Origin of the sequence: Alloalcanivorax mobilis, assembly GCF_002864685.1 — a bacterium.
Taxonomy (GTDB): Bacteria; Pseudomonadota; Gammaproteobacteria; order Pseudomonadales; family Alcanivoracaceae; genus Alloalcanivorax; species Alloalcanivorax mobilis.
This window is the reverse complement of sequence record NZ_NMQZ01000007.1, coordinates 51,930-69,808: the sequence shown is the minus strand read 5'-3', so window position 1 is coordinate 69,808 and position 17,879 is coordinate 51,930. Positions and strand designations below refer to the sequence as shown.

Genomic DNA, 17,879 nt, shown 5'->3' with positions numbered 1-17,879 from the left:
TGAATCCTGAATCCTGTAACGGGCGGCGAAGCCGCCCTATAAGCTCGCCGCCAGTTCCGAGCCTTGTTTAATGGCGCGTTTGGCGTCGAGTTCGGCGGCCAGGTCGGCGCCGCCGATCAGGTGCCAGCGGGCCTCGCCGTCGCGATACAGGTCACGCTGGGATTCCTGGCCAGCGCAGATCACCACGTGGTCCACTTCCAGCAAACCCTGTTTGCCATCCTGGGAAACGTGCAGGCCGTGGTCGTCGATGCGGTCGTACTGACAACCAGGCAGCATTTCCACCTGGCGGCTTTTCAGCGTGGCCCGGTGGACCCAGCCGGAGGTCTTGCCCAGGTCCTTGCCCGGCGCCGAGGTTTTGCGCTGCAGCAGGTAGATCTGGCGCGCCGGTGTCTCTGGCGCCTTCTCCACCAGGCCACCCCGCGTTTGCGTCTGGAAGTCCACGCCCCATTCGCGCAGCCACTCGGGTAACGGCTGAGCGCCGTCGCGGGGATGCTCGGCAAGAAACTCGCAGACGTCGAAGCCAATGCCGCCGGCGCCGATCACCGCCACCCGGCCGCCTACCTCAATCTTGCCGGTCAGCACGTCCACGTAGGACACCACCTTGGCATGATCAATGCCGGGAATCGCCGGCATGCGCGGGGTCACGCCGGTGGCGATGACGATTTCCTCGAAGCCCTCCTGCTCCAGCTCGCCCTCGCTGATGCGTCGATTCAACACCAGCTTCACGCCGGTGCGCTCAATGCGTTTGCCGAAATAACGCAGAGTCTGGTGAAACTCTTCCTTGCCGGGAATCACCTTGGCCATATTGAACTGACCGCCGATGCGCTCGGCCTGGTCAAACAGGGTCACGTGGTGACCGCGCTCGGCGGCCACGGTGGCGCAGGCCAGCCCCGCCGGGCCCGCGCCCACCACCGCCACCTTCTTTGGCTGCGCGGTCTTCAGATACACCAGCTCGGTTTCGTGGCAGGCGCGCGGGTTGACCAGGCAGGAGGCACGCTTGAGCTCGAAGGTGTGGTCCAGGCAGGCCTGGTTGCAGGCGATGCAGGTGTTGATCTCATCGCTGCGCCCGGCCGCCGCTTTGTTGACAAACTCCGGGTCCGCCAGCAACGGTCTGGCCATGGAAATGGCGTCGGCGTAACCGTCGGCGAGAATGCCTTCGGCCAGATCCGGGTCATTAATACGATTGGACGCCACCACCGGAATCGACACCACCGCTTTCACCTGCCGGGTGGCCTCCACGAACGCCGCGCGCGGCACCGAGGTGACGATGGTGGGCACGCGCGCCTCATGCCAACCCACGCCGCTGTTGATGATGTCGGCGCCGGCCCGCTCGACGTCCCGGGCCAGGGCCAGGACTTCTTCGTGGGTGCAGCCATCGGGCACCAGATCAATCACCGACAGCCGGTACATGATGATGAAATCCGGCCCGCACCGGCGGCGCGCCTCGGCGACGATTTCCACCGGGAAACGACGACGGTTCTCGGCGCTGCCGCCGTACTCATCCTTACGCTTGTTGCTGCGCGGCGCGGTGAACTGGTTAATCAGATAGCCCTCGGACCCCATGATCTCGATGCCATCGTAACCGGCGGCCTGGGCCAGCTCGGCGGTGCGGGCGAAATCGCGCACCGTCTTCTTCACTTCCCGGGTACTCATCGCTTTTGGCTTGAACGGGTTGATCGGGCTTTTGATCGCCGAGGCGGAGCGGGAGAACGGGTGATAGCTGTAACGGCCGGCGTGCAGAATCTGAAGCGCGATCTTGCCGCCCTCGGCGTGCACCGCGTCGGTGATCTTGCGGTGATTGCGAATGTCCAGCTTACGGTTGAAAGTGCCCGCCAGGGGGTAGAACCAGCCGTGGCGGTTGGGGTTGATGCCGCCGGTCACCGACAACGCCACGCCGCCGCGCGCACGCTCGGCGAAATACGCCGCCAGCTTGGAATAGTGCCAGAACCGGTCTTCCAAACCGGTGTGCATGGAACCCATGATGACGCGGTTTTTCAGTTGCGTGCGCCCCACATCCAGGGGCGAGAGCAAATGGGGGTAAGCCTTGGCCGGCATGGCGCATTCTCCGTGTAGAGGCTGGGCGCCAGCGAACGCATCGCGACACCTGGCTTGATCTGGACGGCGTCAAGATACGATGCTATTTTGACGCCGTCAAGATTGGCGCGCCGCGGCCCGCCGCTTCTACAATCCGATCCGAACCACTCGCCGCCCGATGGAGCATTCATGGCCAACAAGCCGTCCCGCTATCACCACGGCGATCTGCACGCCACTTTGCTGCGCGAGGCCGCCACCTTGCTGCGCGAACAGGGCGTGGAGGGGCTTTCACTGCGACGGCTGGCGGAACGGGCCGGGGTGTCCCGTACTGCGCCGTATCACCATTTCCAGGACAAGAACGCGCTGCTGTGCGCGCTCGCCGAAGCGGGTTTTCATCGCCTGGAAGCCTTGATGGATCGGGTTGATTTCAGTGGCGAGGACCGCGAGCGCTCGCTGCGCGATTTCGTGCGCGGCTACCTGCGCTTCGCCACCGACGACCCGGAACAGTATGAACTGATGTTCGGGCGGACCCTGTGGAAAGCGGGCCACACCACCGAATCCCTGCGACAGGTCGCCCATGGCTGCTTTCGCCGCTATGTGGAGCGCCTCAATGAACCCGGGCAACGGGCACTGCTGCCCGCCGATGCCGAGCCGCTGCGCGTCGCCCAGGCCAGCTGGGCGACGCTGCATGGCCTGTGCCGTCTGTTGCTGGACGGCATCTACGTGGACCGGCAAGACATGGAGGCGGTCAGCGATCAGGCGGTGCGGCTGATCCTGGCCGGGTTGGTGGCGCCACGCTGACAGCCTCGCCTCACGCCTGCGGCCCGACGCTGTCCAGATAACCGCCGAGGGCCCGCATGTAGGGCTTGAAGGCCTCGTACTGAGGCACATGCCCGACCCCCGGCAGTTCCACCAGGCGGGCGTTGGGGATCAACTCGGCGGCGCGCTGGCCGAGCTGGTCGTAGCGGCCAAGCTGCTCACGAGCGGCTTGCGGCGCCCGGTTCTTGCCCAGGGCGGTGCGATCGCGGGTGCCGATGATCAACAAGGTCGGCACTTTGATGTCCTGGAACTCGTGCACCACCGGCTGGTTGAAGATCATGTCGTAGGCAAGCGCCGAGTTCCACGCCACCCGTGAGTAATCCGGGCCCCGTATCCACCCTTGTTGGAGGGTCAACAGCGGTTGGTACGCCGATTTCCATTGCCCGTCGAAATAGCTGGCGGTCATGTAGCGCTTCACCTGTTGCGGCGTCTTCTTCAGTTCCGCCTGGTACCAGGCTTCCACGGGCTGCCAGGGCACCACCCGCTTCCAGTCTTCCAGCCCGATCGGATTGACCAGAGAGAGGGATTCACTGCGTTCGGGAAACATCAGCGCGAAGCGGGTGGCCAGCATGCCACCCATGGAATGCCCCACCACGTTGACCTTGCGAACGCCCAAGGTGTCGAGCAATACCCGGGTGTGATCGGCGAGAGTCTGAAACGAATACTGGAAATGCGCCGGCTTGCTGGATTTGCCAAACCCGATCTGGTCGGGCACCACCACCCGATAGCCTTCGTCGCTGAGCGCGGCAATGGTGTCGCCCCAATAAGCGCCGGAGAAATTCTTGCCGTGCAGCAATAACACCGCGCGACCGTTGGGCTGAGCCGGTTTGACGTCCATGAACGCCATTTCCAGGTCTTGCCGCTGGCTGTTCAATTTCAGCGTGTGCACGGTGTAGGGGTATTGATAGCCCTCAAGCCGGGCGTCAAACGCCGGCTCATCGGCACTACCGGACAAAGGCATGGCCAAGGCCACCGCCAGAGTGGCGAGCAATATCAGTGCGCGCATCGTTCCCACCTCATTTGCGGATTTCACAGGTCGTCTGTTAAGAGGCTCACCAAGGGCGGGAAAGTTCCTGCTACAAGCCGCGATCGGCCACCGGCAGCACGATGCGCACCAGCAGGCCGCCGGCGTCGCTCTCGCTGAGCATCAAGCGGCCGCCGTAGGCGTCGACGGTGTCGCTGACGATCGCCAGGCCCAGGCCATGGCCGGGCATGCGCTGGTCCAGGCGCTCGCCGCGCCTTAACACCAGGTGGCGGCGTTCGGCGGCGACGCCCGGGCCATCGTCGGCAACACTGAGCAGCAGCTCGCCGTTGCGTTGTTCCAGGCCCAGCCAGACCCGGTGCCGCGCCCATTTGAAGGCGTTGTCGAGCAGGTTGCCGAGCACTTCGAGCATGTCGTCTCGTTCCACCGGTTGTGGCGGCAGCCCCTGCCCGCTGACCTCCACGTTCAGGTCCCGGTGGTGGGCGCGTTTCAAGGTGGCGACCAGCAGCGGCACGTCTTCCGCCGGGTTGAAGCGGTTGCTGGTGGTGGCGCCGGCGGCCACCCGCGCCCGGCTCAAGGCACGGCGCACGCTGGTTTCAAGCTGGTCGAGTTGTTCATCAAGCAGCGCATGGAGGGCCGGGTCGGCGGCCTGCAAACGCTCGTCACAGCGGTTGCGTAATACCGCCAATGGCGTTTTCAGGGCGTGGCCCAGGTCGCCCAGGGCGTGGCGGGAACGGCGCAACTGCTGCTCGGTGTGACGTTGCAGCCGGTTCACCTCGGTCACCAGCGGCCGCAGTTCAACCGCCACGTTTTCGTCCAGCTCCACCCGCTCGCCGCCGCGCAATTGCTCCAATTGCCGGCGCGCCTGATTGAGCGGCTTCAGCCCGCGCCGGATCAGCCACTGCTGGGCCAGCGCCAGACCCGCCAACACCACCACCCAGGCGGCCAGGGCGGCGGTTTTGATGTCCTCGAAGTTGTCCAGTTGCGGGGTGTAATCCTGCGCCACCACGATGGTGATCGGCTGGCCCGCCATGCTGTAATCGCCACGGAAGCGCAGCAGTTGCTGGCCACCGGGGCCGGCGCGCAGTTCGCTGTCGGTGCCGCCGGCTTCCGGCACATCCAGGTTGGCGTCCCACAGCGAGCGGCTGCGCCAACGCTGTTCGCCGATCAGCACCATGAAATAGCGGCCCGAAAACGGGTTGCGGTAGGCCGGGTCGAGCATTTGCTGCTGCAAGGCAAGGCCATCACGGCCTTCCACCAGCGCCGCCAGGACGCTGGTGGCCTCGTCATTGAGCTGGGCGGCCACGGTGTCGCGCTGCTCCTGATCCAACCACCACAGCGCCGCCTGGCCCACCAGAACCCCGGCCAGCAACAGGCTGATGAACAGACTCAGGCCCAATCGCCGGCCCATGGAGATCACGGCTCGACCCCGGTGTACAGATAGCCCTGCCCGCGCCGGGTCTGGATCACCGCGCTGCCCAGCTTGCGCCGCAAGCGGTTGATGTGCACTTCGACCACGTTGGAATCGCGTTCGTTTTCGCCGTCGTAGAGATGCTCCGAGATCTGGAATTTGGACAACAGCTTGCCCTGATTGAGCATGAAATAACGCAACATGCGGAATTCCGCGCCGGTCAGGGTGACCTCCCGATCCTGCAGCCAGACGCTCTGGCGTTCCTCGTCCAAAGCCAGCCCGCCGGCGTTAAGCCGGGTCTGATTGGTGCTGCCATGGCTGCGGCGCAGCACCGCCTGCACCCGCAGCAGCAGCTCGTCCGGGTGAAACGGTTTGGTCAGGTAGTCGTCGGCGCCGGCCCTCAGGCCTTCCACCCGCTCCGCCCAGCTGTCGCGGGCGGTCAGGATCAGCACCGGTTGTGTCTCGCCGTCCTGGCGCCAGCGCCGCAGCAGCGCCAGGCCGTCCAGACCCGGCAAGCCGAGATCGAGAATCACCAGGTCATAGGGTTCGTCGTGAATGCGCACCAGAGCGTCGCGGCCATCGGCGAGCCAGTCCACGGCATAGCCATGATCGCGCAACATCGGCATCAACTGATCCGCCAGCGAGACGCTGTCTTCCACCAGCAGCAGGCGCATCAGTCGTCCAGCTCGTCGCGTAATACGCTGGCGTCGCGGGCGTCGATCTCCATTTCCCGGACCACGCCATCGCCGGTCAGCAATTCGATCTCATAAATCAGACGCTCGCCTTCCTGCTCCAGTTCGGTCTCCAAAAGCCGACCGTCCGGATAGCGCTGCATCGCCACCTTCAGGATCGCCTCGAAGGACAGGATTTCACCCTGGCGGCGCAACTGAAGCGCCTCGTCCTGGCTGATGTCCAGGGCGTGGGTGGCGCCTGAGTTCAGCAACAGCAAGGAGGCAATGGCCGCCCCGCGTCCCAGTTCCATCATTAGTCGTCACGCTCCTCGTGAAGGATCTCGCCGGTGGCGGCATTGAGGTCAATGTCCCACTCCACGCCCTGTTCGTCACGCAGCTCGACCTGGTAGACGTATTTTCCGTACTGCTCCTCAAGCTCGGTGTCACCCAGAGTCGCGTTGGGGTGATTGGCCAGCGCCGCCTGATTGAGCTTTTCGAAGGATTGCACCTTGCCCGCCTCCAGCAATTGCACCGCTTTATCCGGGCCCAGATCACGGGCATGGGCGGTGCTGGCAAGGCCGGCGAAACCGGCGAGGGCGGCGAGGGCGGCGATCAGGGTATATTGAGTGGCTTTCATGGAGTTCTCCTTTCCTTTGGTAAGCCCGTGTGGGCACAGGACGAACTCTATGACAGCGCGCTTAATTGTCCCTGAATGGGCGATGAATTCAAAATGAACAGGGCGGCACCCGACAGTGCCGATGTGTTTTTGGAATGGACTTCCATTATTATGCTCCAGCCCGCCCGCCACAGATGCCCGCGGAGCCGACACGCATAACAGTAACAAGAGGACGTTCGATGGATACCGATCTGCCCGATCTGCTCGCCCTGCTCGAATTGACCCGGCTCGACGAAGACCTGTTCGAGGGGGAAAGTCGCAATATCGTGGGACCGCGCATTTTCGGGGGCCAGGTGGTCAGCCAGGCGCTGATCGCGGCGGCGCGCACCGTCACCGACCGCCCCGCCCATTCCCTGCAGGCCTATTTTCTGCGCCCCGGCGATGCCCGCCTGCCGATCACCTACCGGGTCGAGCGGGTTCGCGATGGCGGCACCTTTTCCACCCGCCGGGTGGTCGCCGAGCAACGCGGCCGGCCGATTTTTGATATGGCCGCCTCATTCCATACCGCCGAAGAAGGCCCTCAACACCAGACCGCGGAATTCAGCGCCCCGGACCCGGACACCCTGGTCACCGAGCACGAAATGAACGCCCAGTTCCTGGAAAATGAGGAAATGTCGGAGAACTTCCGTGCCGCCATGCTGCGCCGCAAGCCCGTGGAGCTGCGCCCGGTAACCCGGCGCCACCCGCTCACCCCGGAGAAAAGCCCGCCGCTGCGCCAGACCTGGCTGCGCGCCACCGGATTGCAGAGCGACGACCCACTGCTGCATCAGGCGCTGCTGGCGTACGCCAGTGACCACAATCTGATGGGCGCCGCCCTGCTGCCCCACGGCTTCACCTTCGTCAACCGCGAAGTGCAAGTGGCCAGCCTCGATCACACCGTCTGGTTCCACCGCCCGATCCGCATCGACGACTGGCTGTTCTACGACATGGAAAGCCCGATCGCCACCGGCGCCCGCGGCTTCGCCCGCGGCCGGGTGTTCAACCGCCAGGGAGAACTGGTGGCGTCGGTGTGTCAGGAGGGGTTGATCAGACAGCAGAGTTGAAAGTTAAAAGTTGAAACGCGGCGCAGGGCCTCGCCTTTTCAGCCAGGCCGTGCCCGCGCTTTCTCCTTTTAACCTTTCACTTTCAACTTATTTTTCCACGATCGCCACAACCCCCTGCCCGCCGGCGGCGCAGATCGAGATCAAACAGCGGCCGGAGCCTTTCTGGTTGAGCAGTTTGGCGGCGTTGGCGAGGATGCGGCCGCCGGTGGCGGCGAACGGGTGGCCGGCGGCCAGGGACGAGCCCTTCACGTTCAGCTTGTTCATGTCGATGGCACCGAGCGGCTTATCGCGGCCCAGGCGCTCTTTGCAGAAGGTTTCGTCCTGCCAGGCTTTCAAGGTGGTCAGCACCTGGGACGCGAACGCCTCGTGGATCTCGTAGAAATCGAAATCCTGCAAGGTCAGGCCAGCACGATCAAGCATGCGCGGCACCGCGTAGGCCGGCGCCATCAGCAGCCCTTCTTTTTTACCGATGAAATCCACCGCGGCGGTTTCACAATGGGTCATGTACGCCTGCACCGGCAGGCCGCGCTCGGTTGCCCAGGCCTCGGTGGCCAGCAGCACCGCGGAGGCGCCATCGGTAAGCGGCGTGGAGTTGGCGGCGGTCATGGTGCCCTCGGGGCCGCCGAACACCGGCTTCAAGGTAGCCAGCTTCTCGATGGTGGAGTCGCCACGCATGTTGTTGTCGCGCTCCAGGCCATGGAACGGCGTCATCAGGTCCTGCTGCCAGCCTTCCTCATAGGATTTGGCCAGGTTCTGGTGGGAACGCCAGGCCAGCTCGTCCTGGGCTTCACGGGGGATGCCCCATTCGGCGGCGGTGATCGCCTGGTGCTCGCCCATGGACAAGCCGGTGCGCGGCTCGCCGTTCTTGGGAATGTCCGGGATCATCAGCTTGGGATTGATCAGCTTGATCGCCTGTTTGAGTTTATCGCCGGTGCTTTTGGCGCGGTTGATCTCCATGAACACCTTGCGCGCCTGCTCGTTAACGCCCAGCGGCGCATCCGAGGTGGTGTCCACGCCACCGGCCACGGCGCAGTCAATCTGCCCCAGCGCGATTTTGTTGGCCACCAGGATGGCCGCTTCCAGGCCGGTGCCGCAGGCCTGCTGAAGATCGTAGGCCGGCGTTTCCGGGGCGAGCTTGGAGCCAAGCACGCATTCGCGCACCAGATTGAAGTCGCGGGAGTGCTTCATCACCGCGCCAGCGGCGACTTCGCCCATGCGCTCGCCGTGGAGTTTGAAGCGGTCCACCAGGCCATTCAGCGCGGCGGTGAACATGTCCTGGTTGCTGACCTCGAAATAAGCGCTGTTGGAGCGGGCAAAGGGAATGCGGTTGCCGCCGACAATGGCTACCTTGCGTACGTTCTCGCCTGCCAGCATAGTTAATTCCTCCACAGTGGCGGTTGCGCCGGAGTGTGCTCTCGGCGTCGCGCCCAGGTTAACAGATGAGCGCAGTCTAGCGGTCCGCCGGTGTGCCTCATTGGCTTCGGCGCCCCCTGCGCTTCCCGGGCCGGTCAATACACCCTTTACAGGCCGGTGCTTCAATACGCACCCTGAAAGCGGCGACGCCCCTTCTTCGATCCGGCGCGCCGCAGCGGATCATTGCACGGCAAAGGACAGGACCATGAGCGATACTTATCAGGCGATTGCCAACTCTCCGATGGGCAAGGCGCTGTTCAGCGCCATCAATCTGCCGATTCCGGTGATTCTCGAGCGCTGGCAACCGGGCCGAACTTCCTTCATCAAAGGCCGGGTTCTGGTCGGCGCCGCGCCCGGGTCCAGCGCGGTGGACACCGTGTTCGCCACGCTCAAGGGCGCGCCGGAGGCGAGCGCCGCGGTACTCGCCAACACCGCCAACGCCACCGATCTGCAGAAGCAGGCCGCCGCCGCCGGCGTCAGCGCCGACAACTACACCGCCACCCGGGAAGACGACAGCAAATTCAAGGCCCTGGTGTTCGATGCCACCGGCATCGAACACCCGGACCAGTTAAAGGCGTTGTGGGAATTCTTTCACCCGGTGGTGAAAAAACTCGACAGCTGCGCCCGCGTGATCGTGATCGGACGCACCCCTGAAACCCTGACCGGCACGGCCCGCGTCGCTCAGCGCGCCCTGGAAGGCTTTACCCGCTCGGTGGGCAAGGAGATCAAGCGCGGCTCCACGGTGCAGCTGGTGTATGTGGAAGCCGGCGCGGAAAGCCAGTTGGCCGCCCCGCTGCATTTCTTCCTGTCGCCGAAATCGGCTTACGTGTCGGCGCAAGTGGTGCGCGTGGCCCAGGCCGGCTTCCAGGCCGAAACGTTCAACTGGGAGCAACCCCTGGCCGGCAAGAAAGCGCTGGTCACCGGCGGCTCACGGGGCATCGGCGCCGCCATTGCCCGAGTGCTGGCCCGGGACGGCGCCGAGGTCACGGTGCTGGACATCCCGCCGATGGCGGAAGATCTCAACACCGTGGCCGCCGAGATCGGCGGCAAGACGCTGGAACTGGACATCACCTCCGAGCAGGCGCCACGGGCCATCGCCGAAGCCGCCCGGGAGATGGGCGGTCTGGACATTCTGGTGCACAACGCCGGCGTGACCCGCGACAAAATGCTCGGCAACATGCCGGAAAACTTCTGGGATATGGTGTTGAACATCAACATCGCCAGCCAGTTGCGCATTAACGAGCAATTGATCGCCGACGGCGGCATGGGCGACGGCGGCCGTATTATCTCGATCAGCTCCATCGCCGGCATCGCCGGTAACCTGGGGCAGACCAACTACGGCACCTCCAAAGCGGCGGTGATCGGCATGATCGACACCTATTCCGGGGAATACGCCGACCAGGGCATCACCGTCAACGCGGTGGCGCCGGGCTTTATCGAAACGCAGATGACCGCCGCCATTCCGTTCACCATTCGCGAGGCCGGCCGGCGCATGAACGCCATGAACCAGGGCGGCCAGCCGGTGGACGTGGCGGAAACCATCGCCTTTTTCGCCAGCCCCGCGGCCCAGGGCCTGACCGGCAATGTGGTACGGGTGTGTGGCCAGATGATGCTGGGGGCTTGAGAAAAGCGCGGTTAAAAGTTGAAAGTTAAAAGTTAAAAGGGCCCGGCCGGCCCCCCCCAACATCCACGGCCTTCGGCCGGGCCTGGTGTTTAGCCTTCCGCGCGGACACCACGGCCCGGCGCCCTCCCCAGGCGCTACCGCGCTTTCAACTTTTAACTTGTAACTTTCAACTGGCGTGGACGTTCTGCCCGCGCCTGCCCCTTGAATCCTCCCACCGTTAGCGCCATCTTGACGGTTAAAGGCGTGTTCCGCGCCGCAATGATGTTTCGAGGGTGGCATGGGTTTCGGCCGGATTTTCCTGTTTATCCTGGTGTTCGCGATCGTGGAGGTGATGGTGCTCGCCGCCGCCGCCGACGTGATCGGCTGGCCGATCACCATCGGTCTGGTGGTGCTGACCGCGCTGGTCGGTTCGGCGCTGTTCCGCCATCAGGGACTGGAAACCTGGCAGCGGCTCAATCAACGGGTTAATCAGGGCGAAATGCCGGGTCGGGAGCTGGTCGAGGGGATAATGTTGTTGCTCGGCGGCGCTCTGCTGATCACCCCCGGTTTCATCAGCGACGCGACCGGCCTGGTACTGCTGCTGCCGGCGTCCCGGCGCGCTCTGGCGGCGCGCCTGATCAAGCGCGGCACGGTGCAGGCGTTCACCACCGGCTCCGGCGGCGGCGCCTTCTTCTACCAGAGCCGGGGCGGCGCCCCCGGCGGCGGTCCGTTTGGCGGCCATCGGCCGGCCAACGATGACCACCAGGGCGAGATCATCGAGGGCGAGGCGCGCAGCGAAGACGATCCCTCCATCAAGGGTCCGCGTTGACGGCGCCGGCAGCGGGCTTGCGGAAGCGATAAAACAGGTTGGGCTCGCTGACCACGTACAGATTGCCCTGATCGTCCAGGGCCACGCCTTCCGGTTGCGGCGCACTGTCATGCAAGTCGCCACGGCCAAACCAGCCGCCCAGTAAGGTGCGGAAGCTGACGAACTCACCCTGATCGGTCATTTCCACCAGCAGATTGGATTCGTCGCTGAGCACCACCAGGTGCCCGGTAGCCGGATCGTAATGCACGCCGGAGAGGTCGGTACCGAACACCGAGCGTTCGATCCATTCGGTGCGGTCGTGGATGTGCAAGTGCAGGCCGTGGCCGAGACTGGCACGAACGCCACGGATCTCGTAAAGCTGGCGCGGATCACGCTCCTTGACCACGAACAGCCGATCATTGACCGGGTCGTAGCTGGTGCCCTCAAAGCCTTTGTTGCCGTTCAGATTGATGCCCAGCGACAACACCTGGGCCTGTTCGATGCGGATCGGCCCGGGCTGTTCGGGCAGCGGCGCGAAACTGAATTGCTGGGCGCGTTCGTCCACCATCACCATCATGCCATCGCCCAGGTAGCCGATCGCCTCGACGTCGCCAAAACCCATCAATGGATAACGCGCCAGCAACTCCCCTTCTTTGCTCAATGCCACGATCTCAGCCGGGCCGTTAGTCACGCCCAGTAGCCGATCGTGTTCGGGATCGTAGAGGATCGAGGAGAGGTTCTGGCGCACGCCTTCTATCGGCCTGGCTTCAATCACCGCCTGGTAATCGGGCAGCCACAGGCTGCGACCGCGCCAATCGTTCTCACTCCAGTGGCTTTTAACGGAGTAATAAAGGCGCGCGTCCCAATGATAACGCTGGATCACCAGCAACAGACCGATCAATACCGCGATCAGCACAACAAACCAACCGATGCGACGGCGGCTGTGCGCCCCGCTGACCTTATCCGCCTGAGCACGCCCCACTGCTTCGACCCCGATTCAATAATGGGCGCCGCACGCCCCGATGCACGCCAAAGTGCCGTGCACAATGGTAGAAGGCCGTGCGTTTAACAGCAGGCCGGCCACCAACGGGCAGTGTAACGGAGCAACATTAATCGGAAATGAAAACGGCCAGAGCGTTCGCCCGGCCGGAGCTGAGTCAGTGCGCTTCGCGAGCCGCCGCCGCGTCTTCTTCCGCTTTCATCTTGCGATACTCGATGGGCGTCATGCCCACCCAGCGCTTGAACGCGCGATAAAAAGTGGACGGCTCGGAAAAACCGGTGAGATAAACGATCTCGTCGATGGATTCATCGGTACCGGCCAGCAACCGTTTCGCCAGCTTGCAGCGGTAATCGGCGACCAGTTGGTTGAAGTTGGTGCCGGCGTCGGCGAGCCGGGTGCGCAATTGCCGCGCCTTGATGCCCAGCCGCTCGGCGACTTCCTCCAGATTGGCGTGCCCGGATTCCAGCAACTCGGCGATCAGCCGGTTCACCTGCGCCACCAGATCCTGTTTCTCCAGGCGTGCCACCTGCTCACTGGCCAACTGCTCGTGCAAACGCAGCAGTTCCGGTTCGTGGTGAGCGGAAGACAGCGCCATCAGCCGCGCGTCGAAATAGACCCCGACCGACGGCATCTCGAATTTCACCGGGCAGCCGAACACGCGCTCGTATTCATCCCGGTCGGCGTGGCGCTCGTGGCCGAAATGAATCTCCAGGGGTTCGAAGGCACCGTCGGTGACGAAGGCGAAAAACTTGATCAGCCCCATCATCACGCATTCGTTGAGGTGGGCCAGGCGGCGCCCCCAAAATGGCTGGCGCAGAAAGATACGCTCGCCTTCGTCGAACAGTTCGGCACGGGCGGCGTCGGAGAGCAGGCGCTGATAGTTGAGCGCACGGCGCAGGCCTTCGCCGAAGTTGGGGCTGGAGAGAAACAGATACTCCAGCACTTGCCCTTTATAGGTGGGCATGTGTTTACCCAGATGCAAACCCACATGCGGATCGCCGGAGACTTTCTCCAGCGCCTGCCAGAACCATTCCTGGCCATCGTGGGGTGTGCGCAAGTCCGGGATCTCAAGGATCGAGCGGTCCAGGCCGATTTCGGCCAGCACGGCGTCCGCGTTTATACCGGCATTTTTCATGGCCCTGTACGCCATGCGCAGGAGCACACCGGAATCGGTCAGTTCTGCCATCCTTTTGCGACGTCCCCGAGTGGTGGTACATACCAAGCAAGCAGGTTAGCACAGCCCCGGGAGAGCCGGAACCGCTTCGCAAAACGACTTGCGTGGCCGTTGCCGGCCACGCGGGCAAGGCGACCTCTCAGGCACTGGCCAGGTCCGCTTTGCGGCCAGGCAGCGCGAGCCGGTGAATGCGCTTAAGCACGGTGCCAAACTGTCGGCCCAGGCGACCGCTGTTGTAGTTCAGGCCATAGCGTTCGGCGATTTCGCGCACCTTCGGCGCCACCTCTTTATAGCGGTTGGAGGGCATATCCGGGAACAGATGGTGCTCGATCTGATGACTCAGGTTGCCACTGAGAATGTGGAAGATCGGCCCGCCTTCCAGGTTCGAAGAGCCCAGTAATTGACGCAAATACCACTGACCACGGCTTTCATTCTCAATCTCCTGCTCGGTGAACATCTGCGCGTCCTCGGTGAAGTGGCCGCAAAAGATGATCAGATAGGACCACAGGTTACGGATCAGATTGGCGCTCAGATTGCCGGCCAGCACCCAGGGCGCGAAGGGCCCGGCCAGCAGCGGGAAGAGCAGATAATCCTTGGCCACCTGCTTACGCACCTTTTTCATGATCAGACGGCGCTGGCGGCGATACTCACTCCAGCTCTTTTCGCCCTTGAGTACCTTTTCCACTTCCAGGTCATGGAGCGCCACGCCCCATTGGAACAGGCCCGCCAGCACCCAGTTATAGACCGGCTGAAACAGATAGATCGGGTTCCAGCGCTGCTCGTCGGACATGCGCATGATGCCGTAGCCGACGTCGCGATCCTTGCCGACCACGTTGGTATAGGTGTGATGCATATAATTGTGCGAGTGCTTCCACTGCTCCGCCGGGCAGGTGTTGTCCCAATCGTAGGTGGAAGAATCCAGGGCCGGATCACCCAGCCAATCCCACTGCGCATGCATGACGTTATGGCCGATCTCCATGTTCTCGAGAATCTTGGAGAGCGACAGCAGTGCGGTCCCGGCCAGCCAGGCCGGCGGCAGGACGCCCAGGAACAGAAGCCCCCGGCCAGCCACTTCGAAGCCTTTCTGGGCGCGCACCACACGGCGGATGTAACGCGCGTCCCTGGCGCCCCGATCGGCCATCACCTGGTCGCGCAGAGCCTGAATTTCGGCACCGAACGCCTCCACCTGGGAACGGGTAAGACGGGTGCCTTTACGTTCAAAAATCACCGGATCGATCATTTCAGCGTTCGCATTCATGGTCTTTCTCCTCGGAGCCTGTCAGGGCTCCTACAAGTCCATTTCCACGTCGCCCTCGGCGGCGTGAATGCAGATTCGAATTGCTTCGTTGTTCAGCTCACGGCTCTCGCCGCTGTTCAGATCACGCACCCGGCCGCGCTTAACCTGGCATTTACAGGTGTGGCAGATGCCCATGCGGCAGCCGTGTTGCGGTTTCAGCCCGGCTTGTTCCGCGGCCTCCAGCAGCGACACCGAGCCGTCGGTGCGCATCTCGCCGCCACTGCGGGCAAACACCACCCGGCCGCCGTGGCCGGCGCTCACCGGCGCCGCCTGGAAGCGCTCATGCAGCAGCGGCGCCCGGCCGTGCCGCTGGTGCCAGCCGATCACGGTGTCGAGAAAGCCCGCCGGGCCACAGGTGAGCAGCGTGCGCTCTTCGGCATCCACCTGTTGTTCGGTGAGCCAGTGTTCATCCAGCCGCCCTTGCAGATCCCCTGCCCGCGGCGGTTCACCACTGAGCACAACACGCAGATCAAGGCGCGGATCGGCGCTCAGGTCGCGCAGTGACGAGGCCAGCATCAGGTCCTGATAGCGGCGTTCGAAGTGGAACCAAACCAGATTCAGCTCTTGATTGGACGCCAGCAGTTCCTTTGCGATACTGTGAACGGGTGTAAGCCCTGAGCCCGCGCTGACCAGCAACAACCGCTCGGGAGCGGGGCCGGGCAACACGAAGTCGCCGCTCGCCTCGCCCAGCACCAGCAGATCACCGGCGCGGGCGTGCCGCACCAGGTGGTCACTGACGCCGCCCTGGCCATTGGCCTTGATCGATACGCACGGGTAGGGGTCCGAAGGGGCCGAGGAGAGAGAAAAACAGCGCTGCCGACGCACGCCATTGATCTCCACGCCCAGCAAAACATGCTGCCCGGCGCGATGGCCGCGCCACAGCCGGTTGGGCTGCAATTGCAAAGTGACGGCGCGATCAGTTTCACGGACCACCTGGCGCACCCGCGCGCGGGTCTCCCGGGCGGAGTGCAACGGATTGAACAGGGCCAGGTAGTCTTCCGGGGTAAACGGCGTCGCCAGGGCATTGCCCAGGCGCCGGGCCCAGCGTTTTTCGGTGGACGGGATTGAGATCATGCCCGACTCCTCTTGTTTACAGTTGTGCACTTTGTAACGCCACAAGCAGCGCTAGTCAACACCTGTTCACAAATACTTTTTTACACAACAAAATCAATAAGTTGTGTACAACCAAAAAGGAAAGATGATTAACATGGCGAGGCGGGAAAGAATAAAAATGATGGTTCGGGAGTAAACAAACGTTGAGCAGAGAGACGACAACCCGGGGGCGGCGCCCGAAGCGCGGCAGAACCCGTCAGGCCCTGATGGACGCGGCGTTGGATCTGGTCGCCAAAAAAGCGCCGTTCTCTTCATTGAGCCTTCGCGAGGTGACCAAACGGGCCGGCGTGGTACCCACTGCCTTTTATCGCCATTTTCCAGACATGAGCGCGCTCGGGCTGACACTGCTGGACGAATCGTTCCGCACCCTGCGCCAGATGATGCGCGAAGTGCGCCAGCAAGAGCTGCCCAGCGAGCGCATGATCCGTGGCTCCATGGATACCTTCTTCACTTATGTGCGCAATAACCGCAACCACTTCCTGTTCGTCTCCAAGGAACTCTATGGCGGCTCGGCGACCATGCGCCAGGCGATCCGCCGGGAGATCCGCCTGTTCGTCAGCGAGCTGGCCATGGACATGTCGCGGTTCCCGTTCCTGGTCGACGTCAGCGCCGAGGACCTTCAAATGATGGCGTCGCCGGTGGTCAATGGCGTGGTGGCGCTGACCCAGGAAATGCTGGAACTGGACGAAGACGACGAGACCGGCCAGCAGGAAATGTTGTTGATCGCGGAAAAACAGGTGCGCCTGATCTATTTCGGCGTCGCTCTGTGGCGCTCCCATCCCGACACCAACACCTGAGCGCTGCGGCGATACGGCCAATTCCCCACTTCCAGCGCGCCCTATACTGTCCCCTTTAACAGCCCGCTGACGCCGCGCCCAGGGCGCGGCGGTGGGCCCGTGCGTGGCGCGGGCCCTGGCACCCCAACCGCGCGACGAGGACGCCGTTATGAGTGAAGTGAATTTCCGCGAACTGCGCCACGCGCCGGCGATGCCGGTGAACTTCGCCAAGGCCCTGCTGCGCGCCCGCGTGCGGCCGGGCCGTGACCCCAAGCTGCCGGACATCGGGCTGCGCCTCAATGATGTGGGGCTGGACGCCAAACACCTGGCCGCCTACCGGAAAGTGTGCGGCTTCAGCGCCGACGGCCGGCTGCCACTGACCTACCCGCACATGCACGCCTTCCCGCTGCACATGGCACTGATGACCGCCGACGGCTTCCCGTTCCCGGCCATGGGCCTGGTGCATGTGCGCAATATCATCACCCAGTACCGCCCCATCGCCGAACGCGAACAGCTCAATATCAAATGCTATCTGGGCAACCTGACGCAGGTGGCGAAAGGCTATGAGTTTTCCGTGTTCACCGTGGTCAGCACCGCCGGCGAGCGTGTCTGGGAAAGCGAATCGGTGAACTTCTTTCGTGGCGGCGGCAGTGGCGAAAAGAAAAAACAATCCCGCGAAAACCCGGCGCCGGCCACCGACACGGTGGAATGGAAAGTTCCCGGCGACACCGGCCGCCGCTACGGCGCGGTCTCCGGAGATCGCAACCCGATTCACCTTTACCCGCTGAGCGCCCGATTGTTCGGCTTCAAGCGACAGATTGCCCACGGCATGTGGTCCAAGGCGCGCTGCCTGGCGCAACTGCAACATAAACTGCCGGAGCAGGCGTTCAGCGTGGACGTGCAATTCAAGCTGCCGATGTACATCCCCGCCACGGTTCGCTTTGAGGAAAAGAGCGTCGACGGCGGCATCGATTTCCGCCTGCTCGCCAGCGATGGCATCAAACCACACCTGAGTGGCGAACTGCGCGCCAAGGAACCACCCAAGTAGAGCTCTTCCGC

The 17,879-nt window shown here is 63.5% G+C and carries 17 protein-coding genes; 6 read left to right on the top strand and 11 right to left on the bottom strand.

What is annotated here, in order from left to right:
* Positions 1–36: 36 nt before the first annotated feature.
* Positions 37–2,055: an NADPH-dependent 2,4-dienoyl-CoA reductase gene (locus tag CGS25_RS06020; RefSeq protein WP_101674920.1), complete on the bottom strand. Its 2,019-nt coding sequence runs from the start codon at positions 2,053–2,055 to the stop codon at positions 37–39.
* 168 nt (positions 2,056–2,223) lie between these two features.
* On the opposite strand from CGS25_RS06020, the gene CGS25_RS06015 reads away from it, so the two are divergent.
* Positions 2,224–2,835: a TetR/AcrR family transcriptional regulator gene (locus CGS25_RS06015; protein ID WP_089031526.1), complete on the top strand. Its 612-nt coding sequence runs from the start codon at positions 2,224–2,226 to the stop codon at positions 2,833–2,835.
* A 10-nt stretch (positions 2,836–2,845) separates the two neighbouring features.
* Here the strand turns inward: CGS25_RS06015 and CGS25_RS06010 are convergent, their stop codons facing one another.
* From CGS25_RS06010 to CGS25_RS05990, 5 genes are all read right to left on the bottom strand, one after another.
* Complete coding sequence (locus CGS25_RS06010; protein ID WP_101674919.1) at positions 2,846–3,859, bottom strand: alpha/beta fold hydrolase; 1,014 nt, start codon at positions 3,857–3,859, stop codon at positions 2,846–2,848.
* A gap of 70 nt (positions 3,860–3,929) precedes the next feature.
* A complete protein-coding gene (locus tag CGS25_RS06005; protein ID WP_232802289.1) occupies positions 3,930–5,246 on the bottom strand; it encodes an ATP-binding protein in 1,317 nt (438 codons plus the stop codon).
* Positions 5,247–5,251: 5 nt separating this feature from the next.
* Positions 5,252–5,920 carry a response regulator transcription factor gene (locus CGS25_RS06000; RefSeq protein ID WP_101674917.1) on the bottom strand — a complete coding sequence of 223 codons (669 nt, stop codon included), beginning with the start codon at positions 5,918–5,920 and terminating at the stop codon, positions 5,252–5,254.
* Positions 5,920–6,231 (bottom strand): PepSY domain-containing protein, encoded by a 312-nt coding sequence (locus CGS25_RS05995; protein ID WP_101674916.1) that lies wholly within the window; start codon positions 6,229–6,231, stop codon positions 5,920–5,922. The genes CGS25_RS06000 and CGS25_RS05995 overlap by 1 nt, the downstream gene beginning before the upstream one ends.
* Positions 6,231–6,554, bottom strand: a complete 324-nt coding sequence (locus CGS25_RS05990) for a PepSY domain-containing protein (RefSeq protein ID WP_101674915.1) — start codon at positions 6,552–6,554, stop codon at positions 6,231–6,233. The genes CGS25_RS05995 and CGS25_RS05990 overlap by 1 nt, the downstream gene beginning before the upstream one ends.
* 218 nt (positions 6,555–6,772) lie before the next feature.
* On the opposite strand from CGS25_RS05990, the gene CGS25_RS05985 reads away from it, so the two are divergent.
* Complete coding sequence (locus tag CGS25_RS05985; protein ID WP_089031520.1) at positions 6,773–7,636, top strand: acyl-CoA thioesterase; 864 nt, start codon at positions 6,773–6,775, stop codon at positions 7,634–7,636.
* 87 nt (positions 7,637–7,723) lie between these two features.
* On the opposite strand, the gene CGS25_RS05980 is transcribed toward CGS25_RS05985, so the two are convergent.
* Positions 7,724–9,010, bottom strand: a complete 1,287-nt coding sequence (locus CGS25_RS05980; RefSeq protein WP_089031519.1) for an acetyl-CoA C-acetyltransferase — start codon at positions 9,008–9,010, stop codon at positions 7,724–7,726.
* Between the two features lie 244 nt (positions 9,011–9,254).
* On the opposite strand from CGS25_RS05980, the gene CGS25_RS05975 reads away from it, so the two are divergent.
* The gene (locus CGS25_RS05975; protein ID WP_101674914.1) at positions 9,255–10,673 is read left to right on the top strand and encodes a 3-oxoacyl-ACP reductase; all 1,419 of its coding nucleotides are present in this window, start codon (positions 9,255–9,257) and stop codon (positions 10,671–10,673) included.
* Positions 10,674–10,950: 277 nt separating this feature from the next.
* Positions 10,951–11,481 (top strand): FxsA family protein, encoded by a 531-nt coding sequence (locus CGS25_RS05970; RefSeq protein WP_101674913.1) that lies wholly within the window; start codon positions 10,951–10,953, stop codon positions 11,479–11,481.
* On the opposite strand, the gene CGS25_RS05965 is transcribed toward CGS25_RS05970, so the two are convergent.
* The 4 genes from CGS25_RS05965 to CGS25_RS05950 all read right to left on the bottom strand — a co-directional run bounded on the left by CGS25_RS05965 (position 11,465) and on the right by CGS25_RS05950 (position 16,005).
* Positions 11,465–12,442, bottom strand: coding sequence for an SdiA-regulated domain-containing protein (locus CGS25_RS05965; protein ID WP_101674912.1), 978 nt, complete (start codon positions 12,440–12,442; stop codon positions 11,465–11,467). The genes CGS25_RS05970 and CGS25_RS05965 overlap by 17 nt on opposite strands.
* A gap of 175 nt (positions 12,443–12,617) precedes the next feature.
* Positions 12,618–13,595, bottom strand: coding sequence for an AraC family transcriptional regulator (locus tag CGS25_RS05960; protein WP_269800681.1), 978 nt, complete (start codon positions 13,593–13,595; stop codon positions 12,618–12,620).
* Between the two features lie 178 nt (positions 13,596–13,773).
* A complete protein-coding gene (locus CGS25_RS05955; RefSeq protein ID WP_101674911.1) occupies positions 13,774–14,892 on the bottom strand; it encodes a fatty acid desaturase family protein in 1,119 nt (372 codons plus the stop codon).
* 30 nt (positions 14,893–14,922) lie between these two features.
* Positions 14,923–16,005 carry a flavin reductase family protein gene (locus tag CGS25_RS05950; protein WP_101674910.1) on the bottom strand — a complete coding sequence of 361 codons (1,083 nt, stop codon included), beginning with the start codon at positions 16,003–16,005 and terminating at the stop codon, positions 14,923–14,925.
* A gap of 245 nt (positions 16,006–16,250) precedes the next feature.
* Between CGS25_RS05950 and CGS25_RS05945 the strand changes: the two genes are divergently transcribed.
* Both CGS25_RS05945 and CGS25_RS05940 read left to right on the top strand, forming a co-directional pair.
* Positions 16,251–16,841 carry a TetR family transcriptional regulator gene (locus CGS25_RS05945; protein WP_232802282.1) on the top strand — a complete coding sequence of 197 codons (591 nt, stop codon included), beginning with the start codon at positions 16,251–16,253 and terminating at the stop codon, positions 16,839–16,841.
* A 148-nt stretch (positions 16,842–16,989) separates the two neighbouring features.
* Positions 16,990–17,868 (top strand): MaoC family dehydratase, encoded by an 879-nt coding sequence (locus CGS25_RS05940; protein ID WP_089031511.1) that lies wholly within the window; start codon positions 16,990–16,992, stop codon positions 17,866–17,868.
* The last annotated feature ends 11 nt before the right edge of the window (positions 17,869–17,879 follow it).